Origin of the sequence: Cupriavidus sp. SZY C1, from assembly GCF_032190535.1 — a bacterium.
Classification (GTDB): domain Bacteria; phylum Pseudomonadota; class Gammaproteobacteria; order Burkholderiales; family Burkholderiaceae; genus Cupriavidus; species Cupriavidus pauculus_C.
Genome location: NZ_JAUANU010000003.1, coordinates 165,908 through 181,367 on the forward strand (window position 1 = coordinate 165,908; position 15,460 = coordinate 181,367).

Below are 15,460 nucleotides of genomic sequence, written 5' to 3' on the forward strand. Positions count from 1 at the left end.
GGCTGCCGAGCGTGTTGTCGGCTATTTGGGGAAATGGATGCGATCTTGTCCGGGTGCCAGCTCGGTTGCGGCCGGCACCTCGGAAGGATCCAGAACCCGGATGGACTTGGTGGCGGGGTCCACTTCGACAAAGCTGCCGTGCGGGATCACGGCCGTGATGTCGACGTCGAATCCGGCCATCATCGAGACATCTCCGAGGGCAGCGCCCTGAACCAGGATCGTGTTCACGGTGTTGAACACAATGGCTTTGGGTACCATGTTGCGCGATTGCATTTCGTGCAGCATCCAAGCCGTGGCGACCCCACCCTTGGCCGTATCCAGGATCAGGATGCGATCGACGTACGACTGTCCGGCGAGCTTATGCGCGGGACGGGAGAAGACCCCTTGCAGTCGATTCAGGTCATAGCGGGCCGAGAACCCGTCGTGGGCAACCAGGGCCTGGCCGACGACCTTCTTGCCCATGGCATGGCGCGCGATGTAGGGATCGGTTTTCAATTCAGTTCTCCGGTTTCGGCTGCAGTGACACATTCCTCCATGGTGGCGAGCATCGGCACGTAGCCGTAACCGCCGAGGATGTTGACGAGCTTGGCGCTGTTGGTGGCGAGGCGCGTCCAGCCTTTGGCTTCCTTCATTTCGCGGGCGTAGGACTGGTAGAAGCACATGCCGGACAGTACGGTGCCGCCGGCTTCCTCAATGGTTTTCGTATATCCGAAACGATCGCAGTCCGGTTTGACCTGGGGGCTCGTCACGGCGAGGAGCGGCTTCTTCAGACGGCGCCCTTTGCACAGGCGGGCGATTTCACGCAGTTCGAACAGGCTCAATTGTGGAGCGGAGAAGACCACCACATCGATCCCTTTCTCCACGGCATAGCTGTCACGCAGGCCGCGCAGATCCGCCTGCCCGATACGCTGAGCGACCGGCAGCTTGTCGCCGCCGACATCTTCCAGACGAGAGGCCTCGGGTGTGATGCCGATCAGATGAAACAGGGCGGAGGAGCCGAAGCTTGCCATCGCCGCGCCGAAGTGTTTGAGTTCATCGGACGTGGGCGCGCGGTCCAGCCCTTCGATGACCGGCACCTGCCAGTAATTGCCGGACAGCTTGCCCACGACGCCGCCCAGCGCGCCCCACTCGCTGAGGTCACGGGGCGTCCAGTCCGCGCGCAGTCGGAGGGTAGCCTGACGTTGGGCATCCAGGTGATAGCCGTAGCGCGGCGTGCGACCGGTGAGCCCGGCAGAGAGCGCCGACGGGCCGCCTTCGAAGTTGGAACGCGCGCCACCGACCGAGTTCGAGTAGATGACGACGCCCGTATCACCAAACGCCACATGCTCGCCTCGTGTTGCGGCGAGGACCGTCTGATAGTTGATGCAGGTGTCCGTCATGCTGACGCCGAGCCGCGAAAAGGCTTCGATGGCACGGCGCTCGAGTTCGACCATCCATTCGGCCTGACCGAGATCGGAAGCCTTGGAGAAATCGGTGCCGCGCGGATCGGTAATGGTCGGAATCCGTACGCCACCCTCGTTGGCATCCGCCAGGCGCTCTAGCCACATGACGCCCGCCTGCCCGAGGCTCTCGGTATCCGCCATGATGTGGGCTTGCGTCACAGGGACAAAGTCCTCGGCACCAAAGAATTCGCCGACCTTGATCTGGTGTTCGATGGCCAGTTTTGCCACGGTGCCGGCTTCACCGGCCAACATGGCTTTCTCTTCCTCATTTAGTCTCATGATTTCACTCGATGGTAATGCCGGTGGCACGTACGGCTGTGCCCCATTTGGTTGATTCAGACTGCTGGAAACTTGCGAGCGGGACGCTCAAGGGATGCAGGCCCTGACTACTGATCTTGCTGTTGAACTCGGCGGACTGGACGATCCGCTGCGTCTGCGTGACCAGTTGCTTCGACACGGCGTCGGGGAGGCCGGCGGGCCCATACAGCGCCCACCATGCGATGGCTTCGAAGTCGGGGTAGCCAAGTTCTGCAACGGTGGGTGTATCGGGCAGGACCGGTGAGCGCTGCAGGCTGGTGACCGCAAGCGCCTTGAGCTTGCCCGACTGGATGTGGGGCAGTACCGATTGCAGCGGGTCGAACATCACGGGAATCTGCCCGCCAATCACCTCGGTGACCGCCGGGGCGCTACCCTTGTAGGGAACATGGGCGAGGCGAATCCCCGCCGCGGTACAGAACATGGCGGCCGTCAGGTGGCCGGGTGTGCCATTGCCTGCGGAACCGTAGTTCATCGCGCCCGGCTTCGCCTTGGCCTGGCTGACGAGGTCGGCGAGGGATCCGATGCCGGTCGCGGCATTGACGACGATCGCGACCGGGGCACTGGCGATCGTCGCCAGGGGCGTGAGGTCCTTCTGCGGGTTGTAGCTGAGCTTCTTGTACAGATAGGGATTGATCGATTGCGTCCCCACGGTGCCGACCAAAAGGGTGTATCCATCCGGCGCTGCCGATGCAACCGCTGCGGCACCGATCGAGCCGCCCGCGCCGCCGCGATTGTCGATCACAACGGACTGTTTGAGCGCATTGCCAAGTAGCAACCCGAACGGGCGGGCCACGATATCGGTGGGGCCCCCCGCGGGAAACGGCACCACCATCCGAATTGGCTTGGAAGGGTAACGCTCTGCGCCTCTTGCCAGTGAGGTTCCGAGCGCCGATAGCCCTGCGGCGATCGGGAACAGAACCATCTGGCGGCGCCGCTGCTGCGAGTGCATACGCCTGTCTCCTGTGGGTTGTGTGGTTGTTCTTTTCTATGACCGCCAGTGGTCTGGCGGGGAATGCTAGGCGGTGGTTGGCTGCAGGGCCCTGGCAATTTCGAGCGGCCCCGGCAGGCTCAACTTGAATGAATAGCGGTCAGGAATGATGTGGATGCGCATGTGCTCGCATGGCTGGCCCGTGCCGCTGAAGGACGTGCGGTGCATGACCAGGACATTGGTGCGCTTGGGCAGGCCCAGCTCGTTGGCGATCTGGTGACTCGGCTGCCGGCATTCGATGGCCACGTCGGCCCGTCCGATCCGGAGCCCAAGATAGTGCTGCACGATGTCGTAGACGGAGAGCTGACGGACGCGCTCTTCACCGAGTGCGCCGACCTGCGCGGGCAGATAGGCCTCCACCAGTGCGAAGGGTTCGCTGCCGACGATGTATCGGCGACGCAGGCGCACCGGAAGATCGAGCCCAGCGGGAAGATTGGGATCGAGCCGGCCGGCAGAGGCGGAGAATTCCAGTAATTCTGTCTCCGGCTCGATCCCCTGACTGCGCAACGCATCCTGAAAGCCTTGCAGGGTATTGAGGTCGTGCTGCACGCCTACGCGGGCGACAAACGTGCCTTTGCCGCGCCGGGCTACGACCTGACCGGTGCGTGCAAGCATCTGGATCGCCTGCCGGACGGTCACGCGGCTCACGCCGTAGGCCGACATCAGCTCGGCTTCGGTGGGTAGCTGCTGGCCTGGAACCAGCGTCCCATTGGAAATCTCTGCGGCCAGCCGACCGCCGAGCTGCACGTACAGCGGTTCCGAGCTGTCGGGCTCCAAGGGCGTGTGCGGAAAGTCACCTGTATTGAGGGTCATGATCGTGTAGAGGCTAACTTGTATTGAGTTGTTCTATAACATCCTATACAAGATGCTCGAAACAGCAAGAACTGAAATGTGCGGCAGTCATCGCTGTCCACCGGTTCTTGATGTGATTTAGCCTTTTTACTATCAAAAAGTCATCGCCAACCAAGAAAAATGAGACGAAATAAGGAGAATTGGCTCATTTTTGCCGCCCTGGAGATTTGACCTTGCACGCCGGCGTTGCCTAACATGACCTATATCGTATTAATACAAGATAGGTCCCCCATGCGCGTCATAAGTAGTCAAAACACCACTTCATTGATCGCCAATCTGGGGCGATGGGTGCCGGCATGGGTGCAGGGCGTGACGGTGGGGACGGCCCGGGCCGATTTGCTTGCGGGGCTGCTTGGCGCCGTGCTCGCACTGCCCCAAGGGGTGGCGTTCGCCACCCTGGCCGGATTGCCGCCGCAGTACGGCATCTACAGCGCCGTGGTGCCCTGTGTGGTGGCCGCGCTGTTTGGATCGAGCCGGCATGTCGTATCCGGACCAACCAATGCCAACTCGCTGGCACTTTTCGCCATGATCAGTCCGCTGGCGGTGGCCGGCAGTCCCGAATATGTCGGGCTTGCACTGGGCGTCACGGTGCTGGTCGGTGCGCTTCAGCTTGGCATTGGCCTGTTCCGTCTGGGATCGCTCGCAAACTTCATTTCGCCCTCGGTGCTGCTCGGATTTACATGCGGCGCGGCAATGCTGATTGCGCTCTTTGCACTGAAGGACATTTTCGGGTTGCAGCTTCCGCCAGGCACCTCCGCATTTGGGGTGCTGCGATTCCTGGCGACCCATGTCGATACCATCAACTGGAGTGCCAGCATCGTCGCCGGGGGGACATTGCTGGCGACGTTGCTGGTCAAGCGGCTGATGCCGCGGATGCCGTTCATGCTGCTCGGGCTGATGACCGGATTTGGCGTGGCCTTTCTGCTCAATCATTCGCCGGCGTCCTGGAGTCAGCACGTCGGCGTTGTCGGCCCGATTCCCTCGGCGATTCCGCCGTTCCGGGTTCCCCAGCTTTCCTGGCAAGCCCTGCCTGATCTGCTGGGGTTGGCATCGGCCCTGACCATCGTGGCGATCGGGCAGTCGATCTCCATTGCCAAGGCCGTCGCGCTGCGGTCCGGGCAGCAGATCGACAGCAACCGGGAGATCATTGGTCAGGGCTTGTCGAACATCGTCGGCGGGTTCTTCTCCTCCTACGTGTCGTGCGGATCGCTCAATCGCTCGATGCCCAACTATGAAGCGGGCGCGAAGACGCCCTTGGCGTGCGTGTTTGCCGCGATTTTGCTCGTGGCGCTGGTGTCCGTCAGCGCGGCAGTGCTCGAGCAGATTCCACTGGCCGCGATCGGGGCCATGCTGCTGCTCGTCGCGTGGAGCCTTTTCGATGTCGCAAGACTGCGGCAGATTTCGCGTCTGAGCCGGATCGAGTTCGGTATTGCCATCGCCACGCTGCTGGCCACGTTGCTACTGCGCCTGGAGGTGGCGGTGTTGCTGGGCACGGCGCTGTCGCTGGGCGCCTATCTGTACCAGACATCCCGACCGGCCGTCCGCGATCTGCTCCCGGACGCTGAGAGCGGGGCGCGACATTTCCGGCCGACCGATGAGTTGCCCGATACCGCGCTGCAATGTCCCCAGCTTCGCCTTGTACGCATCGAGGGTGCGTTGTTCTTTGGCGCCGTGCCCCATGTGAAGCAGAAGTTGCAGAAGGATGAGGCGCCTCAGCGTCGACATGTTCTCGCCATGGTGAAGAGCATGAACTTTGTTGACTTGGCGGCCGCTGAGATGTGGGACAAGGAACTGACAGACCTGCGCGCTGCCGGCGGCGACCTGTATTTTCACCGCCCCAGACGGCAAGTCATGGAGACGTGGATGCGCAGTGGCTTCCTTGCCAGACTGGGCAGGCAGAACGTCTTCGCAACCAAGCACGATGCACTGCAGCATATTGTGCCGCGGCTGAATCCCGACATATGTGCGACGTGCAAGGCACGAGTCTTCAAGGAATGCAGCGGGGCGCCGGCCCCGCGTGAAACGCGTCAGACGGGGGAGGCGTCCTCCGCATAGAAAAGCGGGTAGAGACGCTGCGCGGCCTCCTGCAGCAGGGGCAACTGCGTCCGCAGTTGCGTGAGGGTGGTCCGTGCGGTCGCCGCGTGGCAGACCAGTGCGACATTGCAGCGTTGGCCGGGAAGCGCGATCGGCACGGCCAGTCCCACCATGCCCGTAACGAACTCTTCCTCGTCCAGTCCGATACGCTGCGCCGCCAGCTTGTCGAGCTCGGCCGTCAAGGTGGGGCGACTCACAAAGGTCTGCGGTGTCATGCGATTCAACGTAATGCGATCGAGCAGCGCTTCTCGTTCGAGCTTCGGAAGCTGGGACAGAAACAGCTTGCCGCCGGCGGTGCAGTGCAACGGATGTCGGGAACCGAGCTCCAGATGCATGCGCAGGGGCTGGCTGGTTTCGACACGGTCCAGATACAGCACCCGATCTCCGTCGAAGGCGGACAGGTTACACGTTTCGCCCAGTCGATCCACGAGGCCGCGCAGCACGCTGCGAGACAGCCTGCGGAACGCGCTGTTGCCCAGGACAGCCGTGGACAACTGCGTACTGCGGGGGCCAGGGATCAGGCCTCGTTCGCCGGGCATCCGCACCAGGAATCGGTTGGCCACAAGGACATCCACCAAGCGGCCGGCAGATGCCTTCGGGATGTCCAGTCGCATGGCTATTTGCCCGATGGTTACCGACTCAGACGCGCTGGCGACACATTCCAGCATGCGCAGGATCCGCAGCATCTTGTGTTCGGGGGAGATCTGTTGGTCGTCGTCCATGACTTGGCTTTCGGGGGCGATAAGCGAATACGAGCCGTGATTGCGATTTTCGGCTCAGTTTCTGCGAGTTTGGGTGGTTCTTCTTGAGACGGCCGCCGCGGAAGATAAAGATACTAAGACAAGCACCTCTGCATCGCAACGCGTCTCAGAGGCAAGCAAATCATAACGGAGACAACAGCCATGCGGACATTCGACTACGTCATCGTCGGCGCCGGTTCTGCCGGATGCGTCCTTGCCAATCGCCTGACCGCCAACGGTCGGTACACAGTGTGCCTGCTCGAGGCCGGTCCCAAAGACAGCTACCCGTGGATCCATGTACCCATCGGCTACGCCAAGACGATGCAGCACGACGAGTACAACTGGCGTTTCTATACCGACCCCGAGCCGGAACTCGGGAACCGGCAGATTTATCAGCCGCGCGGCCGCACGCTTGGCGGCTCCAGTTCCATCAACGGCCTGATCTACATCCGGGGTCAGCAGCGCGACTACGACGAGTGGGCCTCGCTCGGCAACGCGGGTTGGTCGTGGGCGGACTGTCTGCCGTACTTCCGCAAGCTCGAGACCAACGACCTCGGTGGTTCGCAGACGCGGGGGGATGCGGGGCCGATGCATGCGACGAGCGTGCCGCCTGGCAATGAACTGGTCGACGCCTTCATCGCTGCGTCGCAACAGCTTGGCGTCAGGCGCGTGAATGACTTCAATACCGGTGACCAGGAGGGCGTCGGTTACTTCCAGCTCAGCACGCGCAAGGGCTTCCGTTGTTCGACGGCGGTGGGCTATCTCAAGCCGGCCATGCCGCGAAGCAACCTGCATGTCGAGACCGAAGCGCAGGCCGCCCAGATCCTGTTTGCGGACAAGCGGGCGGTTGGCGTGAAGTATCGCCAGGCGGGGCAGTTCAAGGAGGTACGCGCTCGGCGGGAAGTGTTGCTGTGCGCCGGTGCCATTCAGTCGCCCCAGCTTCTGCAGCTTTCCGGCGTGGGTCCCCGCGGGTTGCTCGAGCAGTTCGGCATCCAGCCGGTCCACTACCTCGAAGGCGTCGGGGAGAACCTGCAGGATCATTTGCAGGTGCGCTTGATGTACGAGGTGACCAAGCCGATTACGACGAACGATCTGATGCGTTCGCCATGGGGCAAGGCGAAGATGGGGTTGCAGTGGCTGTTGACCCGGAGTGGTCCGCTTGCTGTCGGGATCAACATGGGCGGGATGTTCTGTCGCGCGCTGCCGGAAGAGAATGCGACGCCGGACATCCAGTTTCACTTCGCCAATCTCTCGGCCGACAGCACCGCGGGCGCTGTACATGACTTCCCCGGCTGCACCTACTCGATCTGCCAGCTCCGGCCGGAATCGCGTGGGCACGTGCGCATCAATTCTCGGGATCCCTTCCAGGCCCCCAGTATTGTCGCGAACTACCTGACCACCGAGACAGACCGCCGCACCACGATTGCCGGCGTGAAGTTTGCGCGGCGGGTCGCAGCCGCGAGCGCCATGGCGCCATATATGAAGCGGGAGTATCGGCCGGGTCCCGATGTGGTGACCAACGATGAGATCCTGCAGTTCTGCCGTGAGTACGCCACCACCATTTTCCATCCGTCCGGGACGGCCAAAATGGGCCTGGCGGAGGATCCAGGTGCCGTGGTGAACAATCGACTGGAAGTGCATGGGATGTCCGGCCTGCGCGTCATCGACTGCTCCATCATGCCGACCCTCATCTCTGGCAACACCAACATCCCGACGGTCATGATCGCTGAGAAGGCCGCCGACATCATCCTGGATGCGGCCGCGAACGCCGATCGGGCCATCACGCTTGAGACGCTTGCGAAGACATCGTCGGCCGCGCATGCGGTGAAGGAGGAGGTCATCGCCAGCATTCGCTCGTAAATGTCAGGTAGTTAGGATCAAGTTCATTCCGAAGGAATAGCGTGGGACACACCACGCGTCCTTCAGACGAGGAGACAAACATGAAAACCAACCCCAAGGCACTTCGCCGTGTCGCGACTGCTAGCGTCATCGGCGCCATCATCGAGTGGTACGACTTCTTTCTCTATGGTGTCGTCGCGAGCCTTGTGCTCAACAAGCTGTACTTTCCCAACAGCGACCCGGCCACGGCCACCATGCTCGCCTACGCGACCTTCGCGGTTGGTTTCGTGGCCCGTCCGCTCGGTGGCATCATCTTCGGCCACTTTGGCGACAAGGTCGGCCGGAAGAGCGTACTGGTCATCACGCTTATGATCATGGGGCTGTCCACGGTGGCCATCGGCCTGGTGCCGACCTATGCGCAGATCGGGTACTGGGCTCCAGGGATCCTGCTGTTCCTGCGTGTGCTCCAGGGGATTGGACTGGGCGGGGAGTGGGGCGGTGCCGTGCTGATGGCGTACGAGTGTGCACCGGAAGAGAAGCGTGGCTTTTATGCCAGCCTGCCGCAGATTGGTCTGTCTATTGGGGTGCTGTTGTCCGCCGGCATCATCGGCGCGCTGTCGGTCGCGCTGACCGACGCGCAGTTCATGGCCTGGGGCTGGCGCGTTGCATTCGGCATTTCATTCTTGTTCGTGCTGTTCGGCATGTGGGTGCGGCTGAACGTGATGGAATCGCCGGAGTTCGCCGAGATGAAGCAGAGTCACGGCGAGGCCCGCGTGCCGTTTGTCGACATGCTCAAGCGTTTCCCTGGCAACGTGGTACTGGGCCTCGGCGCCCGGCACATTGATGGGGTGTTCTTCAACATCTTCAGCGTCTTCACGATCAGCTACCTGACGTCCAAGATCGGCATGACCCGCGAGGATGCGCTGACCGGCGTCGGCATCGGGGCCTTCGTGCTGACGATCTTCATCCCGATCTTCGGCTATCTGTCGGACCGACTGGGACGCCAGCGCCTGTATGCGGTCGCGGCCATTCTGACGGCGCTGTCGGTATATCCCGCATTCTGGGCGTTCACCCATTCGAATGGTGATCGCACGCTGGTGTGGGCCGCCATTGCGCTGCCGTACGGCATCTTGTACGCCGCGGTGTATGGGACGGTAGCGGTATTCCTGTGCGATCTGTTCGATGCACGGGTGCGTTACACCGGGATCTCGTTTGTCTATCAAGTTTCAAGCATTACGGCAGGCGGTATGACGCCAATCATCGCCACCTATCTAGTCACGATCAATGGCGGCGATCCGTGGTACGTCTGCGCCTATGTCGTGATCTCGGGACTGCTCTCTTCGCTGTGCGCGTTCGCCATCGGCCGGCGCATGAAGAAGGCGCACGACACCTTCGAGCAGGAACGGGCCCGCAGTGGACGTCCGGCGCTCAAAAAATCCATCAGCATGTAACGAATTGGTGAATTCAAATGGACATCCAACATTCTCGATACTCGGTCACGGCCGCATCGATTCTCGGTGAATTCAAGCGCTGTGGTATCACGCATGTGGTCACGGTGCCGGATATGCTGCAGATCGCGCTGCATAAGCTGCTGGAAGATCCGGCGTGCGGCATTACGGTCATTCCAACCACGACGGAGGACCAGGCCATCGAAGTCGCCTCGGGTCTCTATGCGGGCGGCAAGCGGGCGGTGGTTCTGATGCAGAACCAGGGCCTGTTCGCCTCGATCAACAGCATTCGCGCATTGGGTCTGGACTCGAAGATTCCGCTGCTGATGCTGGTCGGTCAGTTCGGCCGGGAGTTTTCGAATCTCGGCGACGACCCCAGGAAATCAAAACGGCGCATGGTAAGAATTCTGGAGCCACTTCTGGAGACGCTGGACATTCCTTACTGGCGGTTGGAAGGCCCGGCGGATGTTGGTGGCGTATCGAAAGCATGGGATGCCGCCCAGGCGCGCAGCGGTCCCGCCGTGGCCATCGCGGGGCATTTTGTCGGATGGTCGCAACCCAGTGAAATTGCGTCGGCGTAAGGGCGAAGGGGAATCAAGATGAACATGAAGACAATCGAGGCCTGTGAGGTCATCCAACAGACCGCGCCGGACGCCATCTATGTCACGACGATGGGTGCCATGAACGGCATGGACAAGCTCGAGGTTGATGTGCTCAGCGTAGCCTGTGTGCCGCTGATGGGCGGTGCCGCGTCCCTGGGTCTCGGCATCGCATTGGCCAGGCCGGACAAGACGGTGCTCGTGCTCGACGGTGACGCCAGTCTGTTAATGGAATTGGGAGGTCTGGTTACCGTCGCGCAGGCGGCTCCCGAGAACTTTTTGCATGTGGTGTTCAACAACAGCATTCAGTTCAGCGGGTTGGGCAATCTCGAGACTCCTGGGAGCGCGGTCGCCGATTTCCCGGCCATGGCCAAAGCCGCCGGATATCGTTCGACTTGGCGCTTCGCTAGTGTCGACGAACTGACACAGCAGCTTCCCGGCATTCTTGCCGGCCCGGCGCCGGCGTTTATTGAACTCGCGGTCGAATCCGAAGTACCCAAGCTCGGCACCGATTTCCCGGCGGTGGAGATGACCGATGCGCGCTTCACGCGGATGGGAGACGAGCTGCGGCGCATTCGCGCTGCACTGGCCGTCGTCTGACCTGCCCCGGAAAGTTTGCCCGCCTCCTCTGCGGTGTGTCGATGCGTCCGGCAACTCCGTCCCGCCGGACGCATCCTTTTTTCGACAGACAAAGCCATGAATGCTCCAGCATCAGAGCGGGTCGTTGCCACGAAGTCAGCCGCCGCCCTTCTTAAGAAGCTTCAGGATGAATACGGCCCGTTGGTCCTGTATCAACCGAAAGGGTGTGTTGGTCGGACGGGGCTGGCGTGCTTTCCGATCCGGGAGTTTCTACCGGGTGCGAACGAACTGAAGATCGCCGAAATTGCTGGCGCGGCGTTCTACATCCGCCACGATGACCTCGGCGATCTGAAGACGAAGCAGATCGTTGTCGATGCGGGACCGGGGAGCGGGGGACTGTTCGCCTTGGAACGACGGTTGGGGGTCCGCTTCTTTGCGCGCTTGCGCCGGGTTGCGCCATCGCGTGGTCTGGCGGCGTAGCTTAGCGCATCCGGGGGTGCCCGCATCATTCGATCACGGGCGACTTCTTTCACACACCGAAGTCGTCTTCTAGACCTCCTTGGTGTCGAATATGAGTAGGTCGGCGCCGGCCTGGGCAAAATTTGCGAGATCTGCGGCAGCGGCAGCGCCTTCCGGCGACGACATCCCCTGTTGGATGGCAGCCAGGGAATCAAAGCTTAACAGGGCCACCAAATGGAAGGGGGATTCACCCGTTGGACTCGCTACCGGCCCACTGCTGATTTCATAGCTGCGCAAGCCCGGAATTTTCTTGGCGATCGGGACGTGATGAGCAAGGTAATAGGAATCGAAGGCCTGCTTGTCCGCAGGTTTCTTGTACAGCGCCATCAGCTTTGCCATTTTCGTCTCCTGTTGTGAAACACTACTGTACGCGCGCACTGTTTGTTTGTCCGCGCGACACCGATGTAGAGCGGCTTTGTGCGGCACGTGCTCCCCGATACGCTCAGGTTGGCAGGAAGCGTCTTACCAAGTTTGTCCAGAACAGTGCGCCAACCCAAAGATTCTCATCGTTGAAATCGTATTTGTTATTGTGAAGCGGTGCGCTCTCGGTGCCGTTGCCCAGCCTAATGAAGCAACCCGGGCGCTCCTTCAGATAGAACGCAAAATCTTCGCTTCCGGTTACCTGCGGAAAATCCTGAATAATGTGATCCGCGCCCATGGTCTCCGCCGCCACGTCCAGTACCAGTTCGGATTCGCATTGGCTGTTGATCAGTACCGGATACCCGGGGCGATGAACGATCTCCACTTCCGCGCCATAGCAGGCTGCCTGGGATTCCAGAACCGTTCTAACCCGTTGGACCATCAGGTTTCGGACATCTTCCGAGAATGTTCGGACACTGATCTTGAATTCGCTGGTCTCCGGAATGATGTTGGGCGCCGATCCGGCGTGAAAGGCGCCGACGGTGAGGACGGCAGATTCTGTCGGGGCGACATTCCGGGAGACGATGCTTTGGAGAGCAACCACCATGCTGCATCCGGTTAGGACGGGGTCAATCGACTGATTTGGACGTGCGGCGTGTGCACCCTTTCCCCGGACGGTGACGAAGAATGCGTCGCTGGACGCCATGAACGGCCCTGGGCGGACGCCAAACGTACCCACCGGAATTCCCGGATGGTTATGAATGCCGAAGATTGCATCGCAGGGGAAACGATCGAACAAGCCATCGGCGATCATCCGCTGTGCCCCGCTATTGACGCCAACTTCCTCGGCGGGCTGGAAGAGCACGTGTACGGTCCCATCAAACTGGCCCTTTTGCGCTATTTCTCTGGCGCCGCCTAGCAGCATGGCGGTATGCCCATCGTGGCCGCAGGCATGCATGGTTCCTGCGTTCACGCTTTCATAAGGCAGGCCGGTGTTCTCTTGCATTGGAAGTGCGTCCATGTCGGCGCGCAACATGATGGCGCGCTGACTGGTTCCCTTGCGGAGAGTCCCGACAATTCCTGTGCAGCCCACCTCTCTGGTAACCGTATAACCCCACAATTCGAGCAGTTCCGCGACCTTTGCTGCCGTGGAAACTTCCTTGAACCCAAGCTCCGGATGCTGGTGGAGGTGATGCCGAATCGCTTTCAATTCCGAGAGCTCTGCGTGAGAGGGCGGATCGCCGATGTAGGTCGATGCGGGATTCGTCATGGCGTCGAGATGGTAGGGCCACGCGACCGAAAGCACTGGACGGTGGCATTTGGGAGAGTGGTTGAAATTCTGCCATATCCACTTGTGAAATAAAGTGCAAGCTAGCTTTCGTATAACTACAAACTAGATGTCATCGCGCTGTGATGAAATTGATCCTTTGGTGTTTTTGATTATAAAAATACCAGCGGTGGCGACCCCTGGTTTGGAAGGGGCGACGTGATTCTATAGCATGAAAAAGGATTGTTAGATTTCAATCTAAAGGGGGTAGAGTGGAATTGTCTGAAAGTCGGCCGACAAACGGGCAGTGGCGAGCGATGTTCGCCACGATGTTCGGTAACATATTGGAGATTTATGACTTTGTGGCATACGGGATTTTCGCGGTGCCCATTTCGAAGACATTTTTCCCGGCCGGCAACGATCTCTTTGCATTGATTCTCACCCTGGTGACGTTTGCCGTCGGATTTCTCGCGCGTCCGATCGGAGCGCTCGTCATTGGCCGCTATGCGGATCGGGTGGGGCGGAAGAAAGCACTGTCTCTCACCCTCAACATGATGGGACTGGGGACCCTCGTCATGGTGGCAACCCCCTCCTACGCGGCAATCGGCTTCGCTGCGCCGTGCATTATTCTCATGGGCCGTCTGCTACAGGGTTTTTCGGCGGGTGGTGAAATTGGAAGTGCCATCACATTTGCCATCGAAAGTGTCCCAAAGCATCGCAGGGCGTTCGCATCCTCGATCCAGAAGGCGGCGCAAGGCGCAGGGGTTCTGTTGACGGCGCTCGTCGGCTTGTCGCTGTCGTCGATCTTTACCGATGCACAGATCAATGCTTGGGCATGGCGCCTGGTGTTCGTGGTCGGATTGCTGATTGTCCCAGTCGGTCTTTACATCCGAAGATCGCTGCCGGAAACGTTCCATGCAGGCACACGCGGGCGCGAAACGGGCTTGCTTTCACAGCTTGGAAAGTTCAAGGGGCTGGTTGCCTATGGTGTGTTGGTTGAAATCTTCGCCACGGTTTCGGCATATGTGGCGAACTATTTCACGACCTATGCCACCCACGAACTCCATATGCCCCTCGCTAAAGGGTACGTTGGTCAAATTGCATTCAGTTTGACGGTGATGATTGCAACCCCAATTTCGGGGATCATTGCTGACCGATTCGGTTATCGACGGATCATGCTGATCGGGGCGGTTGCCACAGCGATGTTCATTTATCCGTTGATTGCATATTTGAATGCCAACCCGACAGTGCATGCGTTGATCGGGGTGAGAGTAGCCATTGCGATCATGAGTAGCCTGTATGGAGCCTGTACCGGCCTGGCCTTGGCTAGCATCTTTCCCGAGGATTTCCGGGCAACGGGCACTGGGCTGGCCTATTCCATTGGCGTGACCTTCTTTGGCGGATTTACGCCGGCCATTGTTGCGACGCTGATCGGATTTACCGGAAACAAGCTGATTATCGGCTACTACGTGATGGCCGCTGCTCTGATCAGTTCGACGGCACTGGTGTTGGGGGCTCGGCGAAACAGGACGGCGAGCGCTGAGCGGGCCTACGGTGCGAGATAACCATGGTCAGGGTGCTTGGATAGCGAAACGATGCGACCTGTTGGGTGGCCTATCCATCAACCCGAAAATGCTCCACCGTCTGGCCGGCATGCACGGCCCGCTGCAGCCAGTCCGGCAGAGCCCCGCGCCCGTCCCAGACGTGGCCTTGAGCGTCCCGGAAGCGCACCGGCCCGGGCGCTTCGGCGACAGGGCGGGTGGTGAAACAACCTGCATTCTCCAAGTCGACAACATGGAGGCCAAACTTTGCCATCTGGGTCTTGATCCAGAGGATCGTCTCGGCGCGATCCCGCAATAACTGGGTATTGGATGCCGGAGTAAGAGGAGGGCGCATGCAGGACGAAGGCAGGGTAGGATCGCAGAGATGGAACGGGGCGCTCGGGGCGACCAGGGAGAGCGCGTTGCGCGCGGAGCAGATTCTAGCGTGCAACGCCGCCCACAACGACTTCGCTAGGTACCGGGATTACCCTTCCTTGGTCGCCGGACATTGAGGCAATTGGTTCCACTTCGACGGATCTTGAGGTTCCGGCCATTCCGTTCATCTTCCATTTCGGCGACGTATTTCCGCTCCCCCGCACTCCATAACATGACAGCGAGATGGGTGCCATACGGTTGTCGCGGCGAATTGACCGGGTTAAGCGCGGAGCGCCCCGACGGCTGGTACTCGCTTCCGGGAAAGGCGGAACAGGCGTGGAACCCCCATATCGTCCGGGCTTGACAATGATGTCCACGATCTAGCAAGCCGGGCGGAGGGCGTCGCGCCATCGGCTTGCGTCTTGCTGGCAGGTGGCAAAGTCGTCGCCGGGCCAATTCACGAGCGGCATCGATATGGGAAAGCGCGTTTTCGTGTCGC

General features: G+C 60.6%; 15 protein-coding genes. 7 read left to right on the forward strand and 8 right to left on the reverse strand.

Annotation, left to right across the window (positions count from 1 at the left end; all coding sequences use genetic code 11):
* Window positions 1-21: 21 nt before the first annotated feature.
* The 4 genes from QTN24_RS07030 to QTN24_RS07045 all read right to left on the reverse strand — a co-directional run bounded on the left by QTN24_RS07030 (window position 22) and on the right by QTN24_RS07045 (window position 3,561).
* Complete coding sequence (locus QTN24_RS07030; protein ID WP_227460936.1) at window positions 22-495, reverse strand: aconitase X swivel domain-containing protein; 474 nt, start codon at window positions 493-495, stop codon at window positions 22-24.
* Window positions 492-1,721, reverse strand: coding sequence for an aconitase X catalytic domain-containing protein (locus QTN24_RS07035; RefSeq protein ID WP_144198189.1), 1,230 nt, complete (start codon window positions 1,719-1,721; stop codon window positions 492-494). Before QTN24_RS07035 ends, QTN24_RS07030 begins: the two co-directional genes overlap by 4 nt.
* 4 nt (window positions 1,722-1,725) lie before the next feature.
* Entirely contained in the window at window positions 1,726-2,709 is a 984-nt protein-coding gene (locus tag QTN24_RS07040) for a Bug family tripartite tricarboxylate transporter substrate binding protein (protein WP_144198190.1), read from the reverse strand.
* Window positions 2,710-2,775: 66 nt separating this feature from the next.
* Complete coding sequence (locus tag QTN24_RS07045; RefSeq protein ID WP_144198191.1) at window positions 2,776-3,561, reverse strand: GntR family transcriptional regulator; 786 nt, start codon at window positions 3,559-3,561, stop codon at window positions 2,776-2,778.
* A gap of 270 nt (window positions 3,562-3,831) precedes the next feature.
* Here QTN24_RS07045 and QTN24_RS07050 point away from each other — a divergent pair, with 270 nt between their 5' ends.
* A complete protein-coding gene (locus QTN24_RS07050; protein WP_186296860.1) occupies window positions 3,832-5,655 on the forward strand; it encodes a SulP family inorganic anion transporter in 1,824 nt (607 codons plus the stop codon).
* Here the strand turns inward: QTN24_RS07050 and QTN24_RS07055 are convergent.
* Window positions 5,628-6,416, reverse strand: a complete 789-nt coding sequence (locus QTN24_RS07055) for an IclR family transcriptional regulator (protein ID WP_144198192.1) — start codon at window positions 6,414-6,416, stop codon at window positions 5,628-5,630. The two genes, QTN24_RS07050 and QTN24_RS07055, sit on opposite strands and share 28 nt — an antisense overlap.
* A gap of 180 nt (window positions 6,417-6,596) precedes the next feature.
* Here QTN24_RS07055 and QTN24_RS07060 point away from each other — a divergent pair, with 180 nt between their 5' ends.
* The 5 genes from QTN24_RS07060 (at window position 6,597) to QTN24_RS07080 (ending at window position 11,379) form a co-directional block, all read left to right on the forward strand.
* Entirely contained in the window at window positions 6,597-8,294 is a 1,698-nt protein-coding gene (locus QTN24_RS07060; RefSeq protein ID WP_144198193.1) for a GMC family oxidoreductase, read from the forward strand.
* An 80-nt stretch (window positions 8,295-8,374) separates the two neighbouring features.
* On the forward strand, window positions 8,375-9,724 hold the full coding sequence (locus QTN24_RS07065; RefSeq protein WP_144198194.1) for an MFS transporter: 1,350 nt from the start codon (window positions 8,375-8,377) through the stop codon (window positions 9,722-9,724).
* 17 nt (window positions 9,725-9,741) lie between these two features.
* A complete protein-coding gene (locus tag QTN24_RS07070) occupies window positions 9,742-10,302 on the forward strand; it encodes a thiamine pyrophosphate-binding protein (protein WP_144198195.1) in 561 nt (186 codons plus the stop codon).
* Between the two features lie 18 nt (window positions 10,303-10,320).
* Window positions 10,321-10,920 (forward strand): thiamine pyrophosphate-dependent enzyme, encoded by a 600-nt coding sequence (locus QTN24_RS07075; RefSeq protein ID WP_144198196.1) that lies wholly within the window; start codon window positions 10,321-10,323, stop codon window positions 10,918-10,920.
* A gap of 96 nt (window positions 10,921-11,016) precedes the next feature.
* Window positions 11,017-11,379: a DUF779 domain-containing protein gene (locus tag QTN24_RS07080; protein WP_144198197.1), complete on the forward strand. Its 363-nt coding sequence runs from the start codon at window positions 11,017-11,019 to the stop codon at window positions 11,377-11,379.
* A 69-nt stretch (window positions 11,380-11,448) separates the two neighbouring features.
* Here QTN24_RS07080 and QTN24_RS07085 read toward each other — a convergent pair whose 3' ends face one another.
* Together QTN24_RS07085 and QTN24_RS07090 are read right to left on the reverse strand one after the other, a co-directional pair.
* Window positions 11,449-11,757, reverse strand: coding sequence for an EthD family reductase (locus QTN24_RS07085; protein ID WP_144198198.1), 309 nt, complete (start codon window positions 11,755-11,757; stop codon window positions 11,449-11,451).
* 103 nt (window positions 11,758-11,860) lie between these two features.
* Window positions 11,861-13,048, reverse strand: coding sequence for a M20 aminoacylase family protein (locus QTN24_RS07090; RefSeq protein WP_144198199.1), 1,188 nt, complete (start codon window positions 13,046-13,048; stop codon window positions 11,861-11,863).
* A gap of 314 nt (window positions 13,049-13,362) precedes the next feature.
* Between QTN24_RS07090 and QTN24_RS07095 the strand changes: the two genes are divergently transcribed.
* On the forward strand, window positions 13,363-14,610 hold the full coding sequence (locus QTN24_RS07095; RefSeq protein WP_144198200.1) for an MFS transporter: 1,248 nt from the start codon (window positions 13,363-13,365) through the stop codon (window positions 14,608-14,610).
* A 49-nt stretch (window positions 14,611-14,659) separates the two neighbouring features.
* Here the strand turns inward: QTN24_RS07095 and QTN24_RS07100 are convergent, their stop codons facing one another.
* Window positions 14,660-14,941: an H-NS family nucleoid-associated regulatory protein gene (locus tag QTN24_RS07100; RefSeq protein WP_144198201.1), complete on the reverse strand. Its 282-nt coding sequence runs from the start codon at window positions 14,939-14,941 to the stop codon at window positions 14,660-14,662.
* Window positions 14,942-15,460 lie beyond the last annotated feature (519 nt).

Coding starts and splice junctions, on each gene's coding strand:
- QTN24_RS07035 (WP_144198189.1), bottom strand. CDS start 1,721: ATGAGACTAAATGAGGAAGAGAAAGCCATGTTGGCCGGTGAAGCCGGC.
- QTN24_RS07040 (WP_144198190.1), bottom strand. CDS start 2,709: ATGCACTCGCAGCAGCGGCGCCGCCAGATGGTTCTGTTCCCGATCGCC.
- QTN24_RS07045 (WP_144198191.1), bottom strand. CDS start 3,561: ATGACCCTCAATACAGGTGACTTTCCGCACACGCCCTTGGAGCCCGAC.
- QTN24_RS07050 (WP_186296860.1), top strand. CDS start 3,832: ATGCGCGTCATAAGTAGTCAAAACACCACTTCATTGATCGCCAATCTG.
- QTN24_RS07055 (WP_144198192.1), bottom strand. CDS start 6,416: ATGGACGACGACCAACAGATCTCCCCCGAACACAAGATGCTGCGGATC.
- QTN24_RS07060 (WP_144198193.1), top strand. CDS start 6,597: ATGCGGACATTCGACTACGTCATCGTCGGCGCCGGTTCTGCCGGATGC.
- QTN24_RS07065 (WP_144198194.1), top strand. CDS start 8,375: ATGAAAACCAACCCCAAGGCACTTCGCCGTGTCGCGACTGCTAGCGTC.
- QTN24_RS07070 (WP_144198195.1), top strand. CDS start 9,742: ATGGACATCCAACATTCTCGATACTCGGTCACGGCCGCATCGATTCTC.
- QTN24_RS07075 (WP_144198196.1), top strand. CDS start 10,321: ATGAACATGAAGACAATCGAGGCCTGTGAGGTCATCCAACAGACCGCG.
- QTN24_RS07080 (WP_144198197.1), top strand. CDS start 11,017: ATGAATGCTCCAGCATCAGAGCGGGTCGTTGCCACGAAGTCAGCCGCC.
- QTN24_RS07085 (WP_144198198.1), bottom strand. CDS start 11,757: ATGGCAAAGCTGATGGCGCTGTACAAGAAACCTGCGGACAAGCAGGCC.
- QTN24_RS07090 (WP_144198199.1), bottom strand. CDS start 13,048: ATGACGAATCCCGCATCGACCTACATCGGCGATCCGCCCTCTCACGCA.
- QTN24_RS07095 (WP_144198200.1), top strand. CDS start 13,363: ATGTTCGCCACGATGTTCGGTAACATATTGGAGATTTATGACTTTGTG.
- QTN24_RS07100 (WP_144198201.1), bottom strand. CDS start 14,941: ATGCGCCCTCCTCTTACTCCGGCATCCAATACCCAGTTATTGCGGGAT.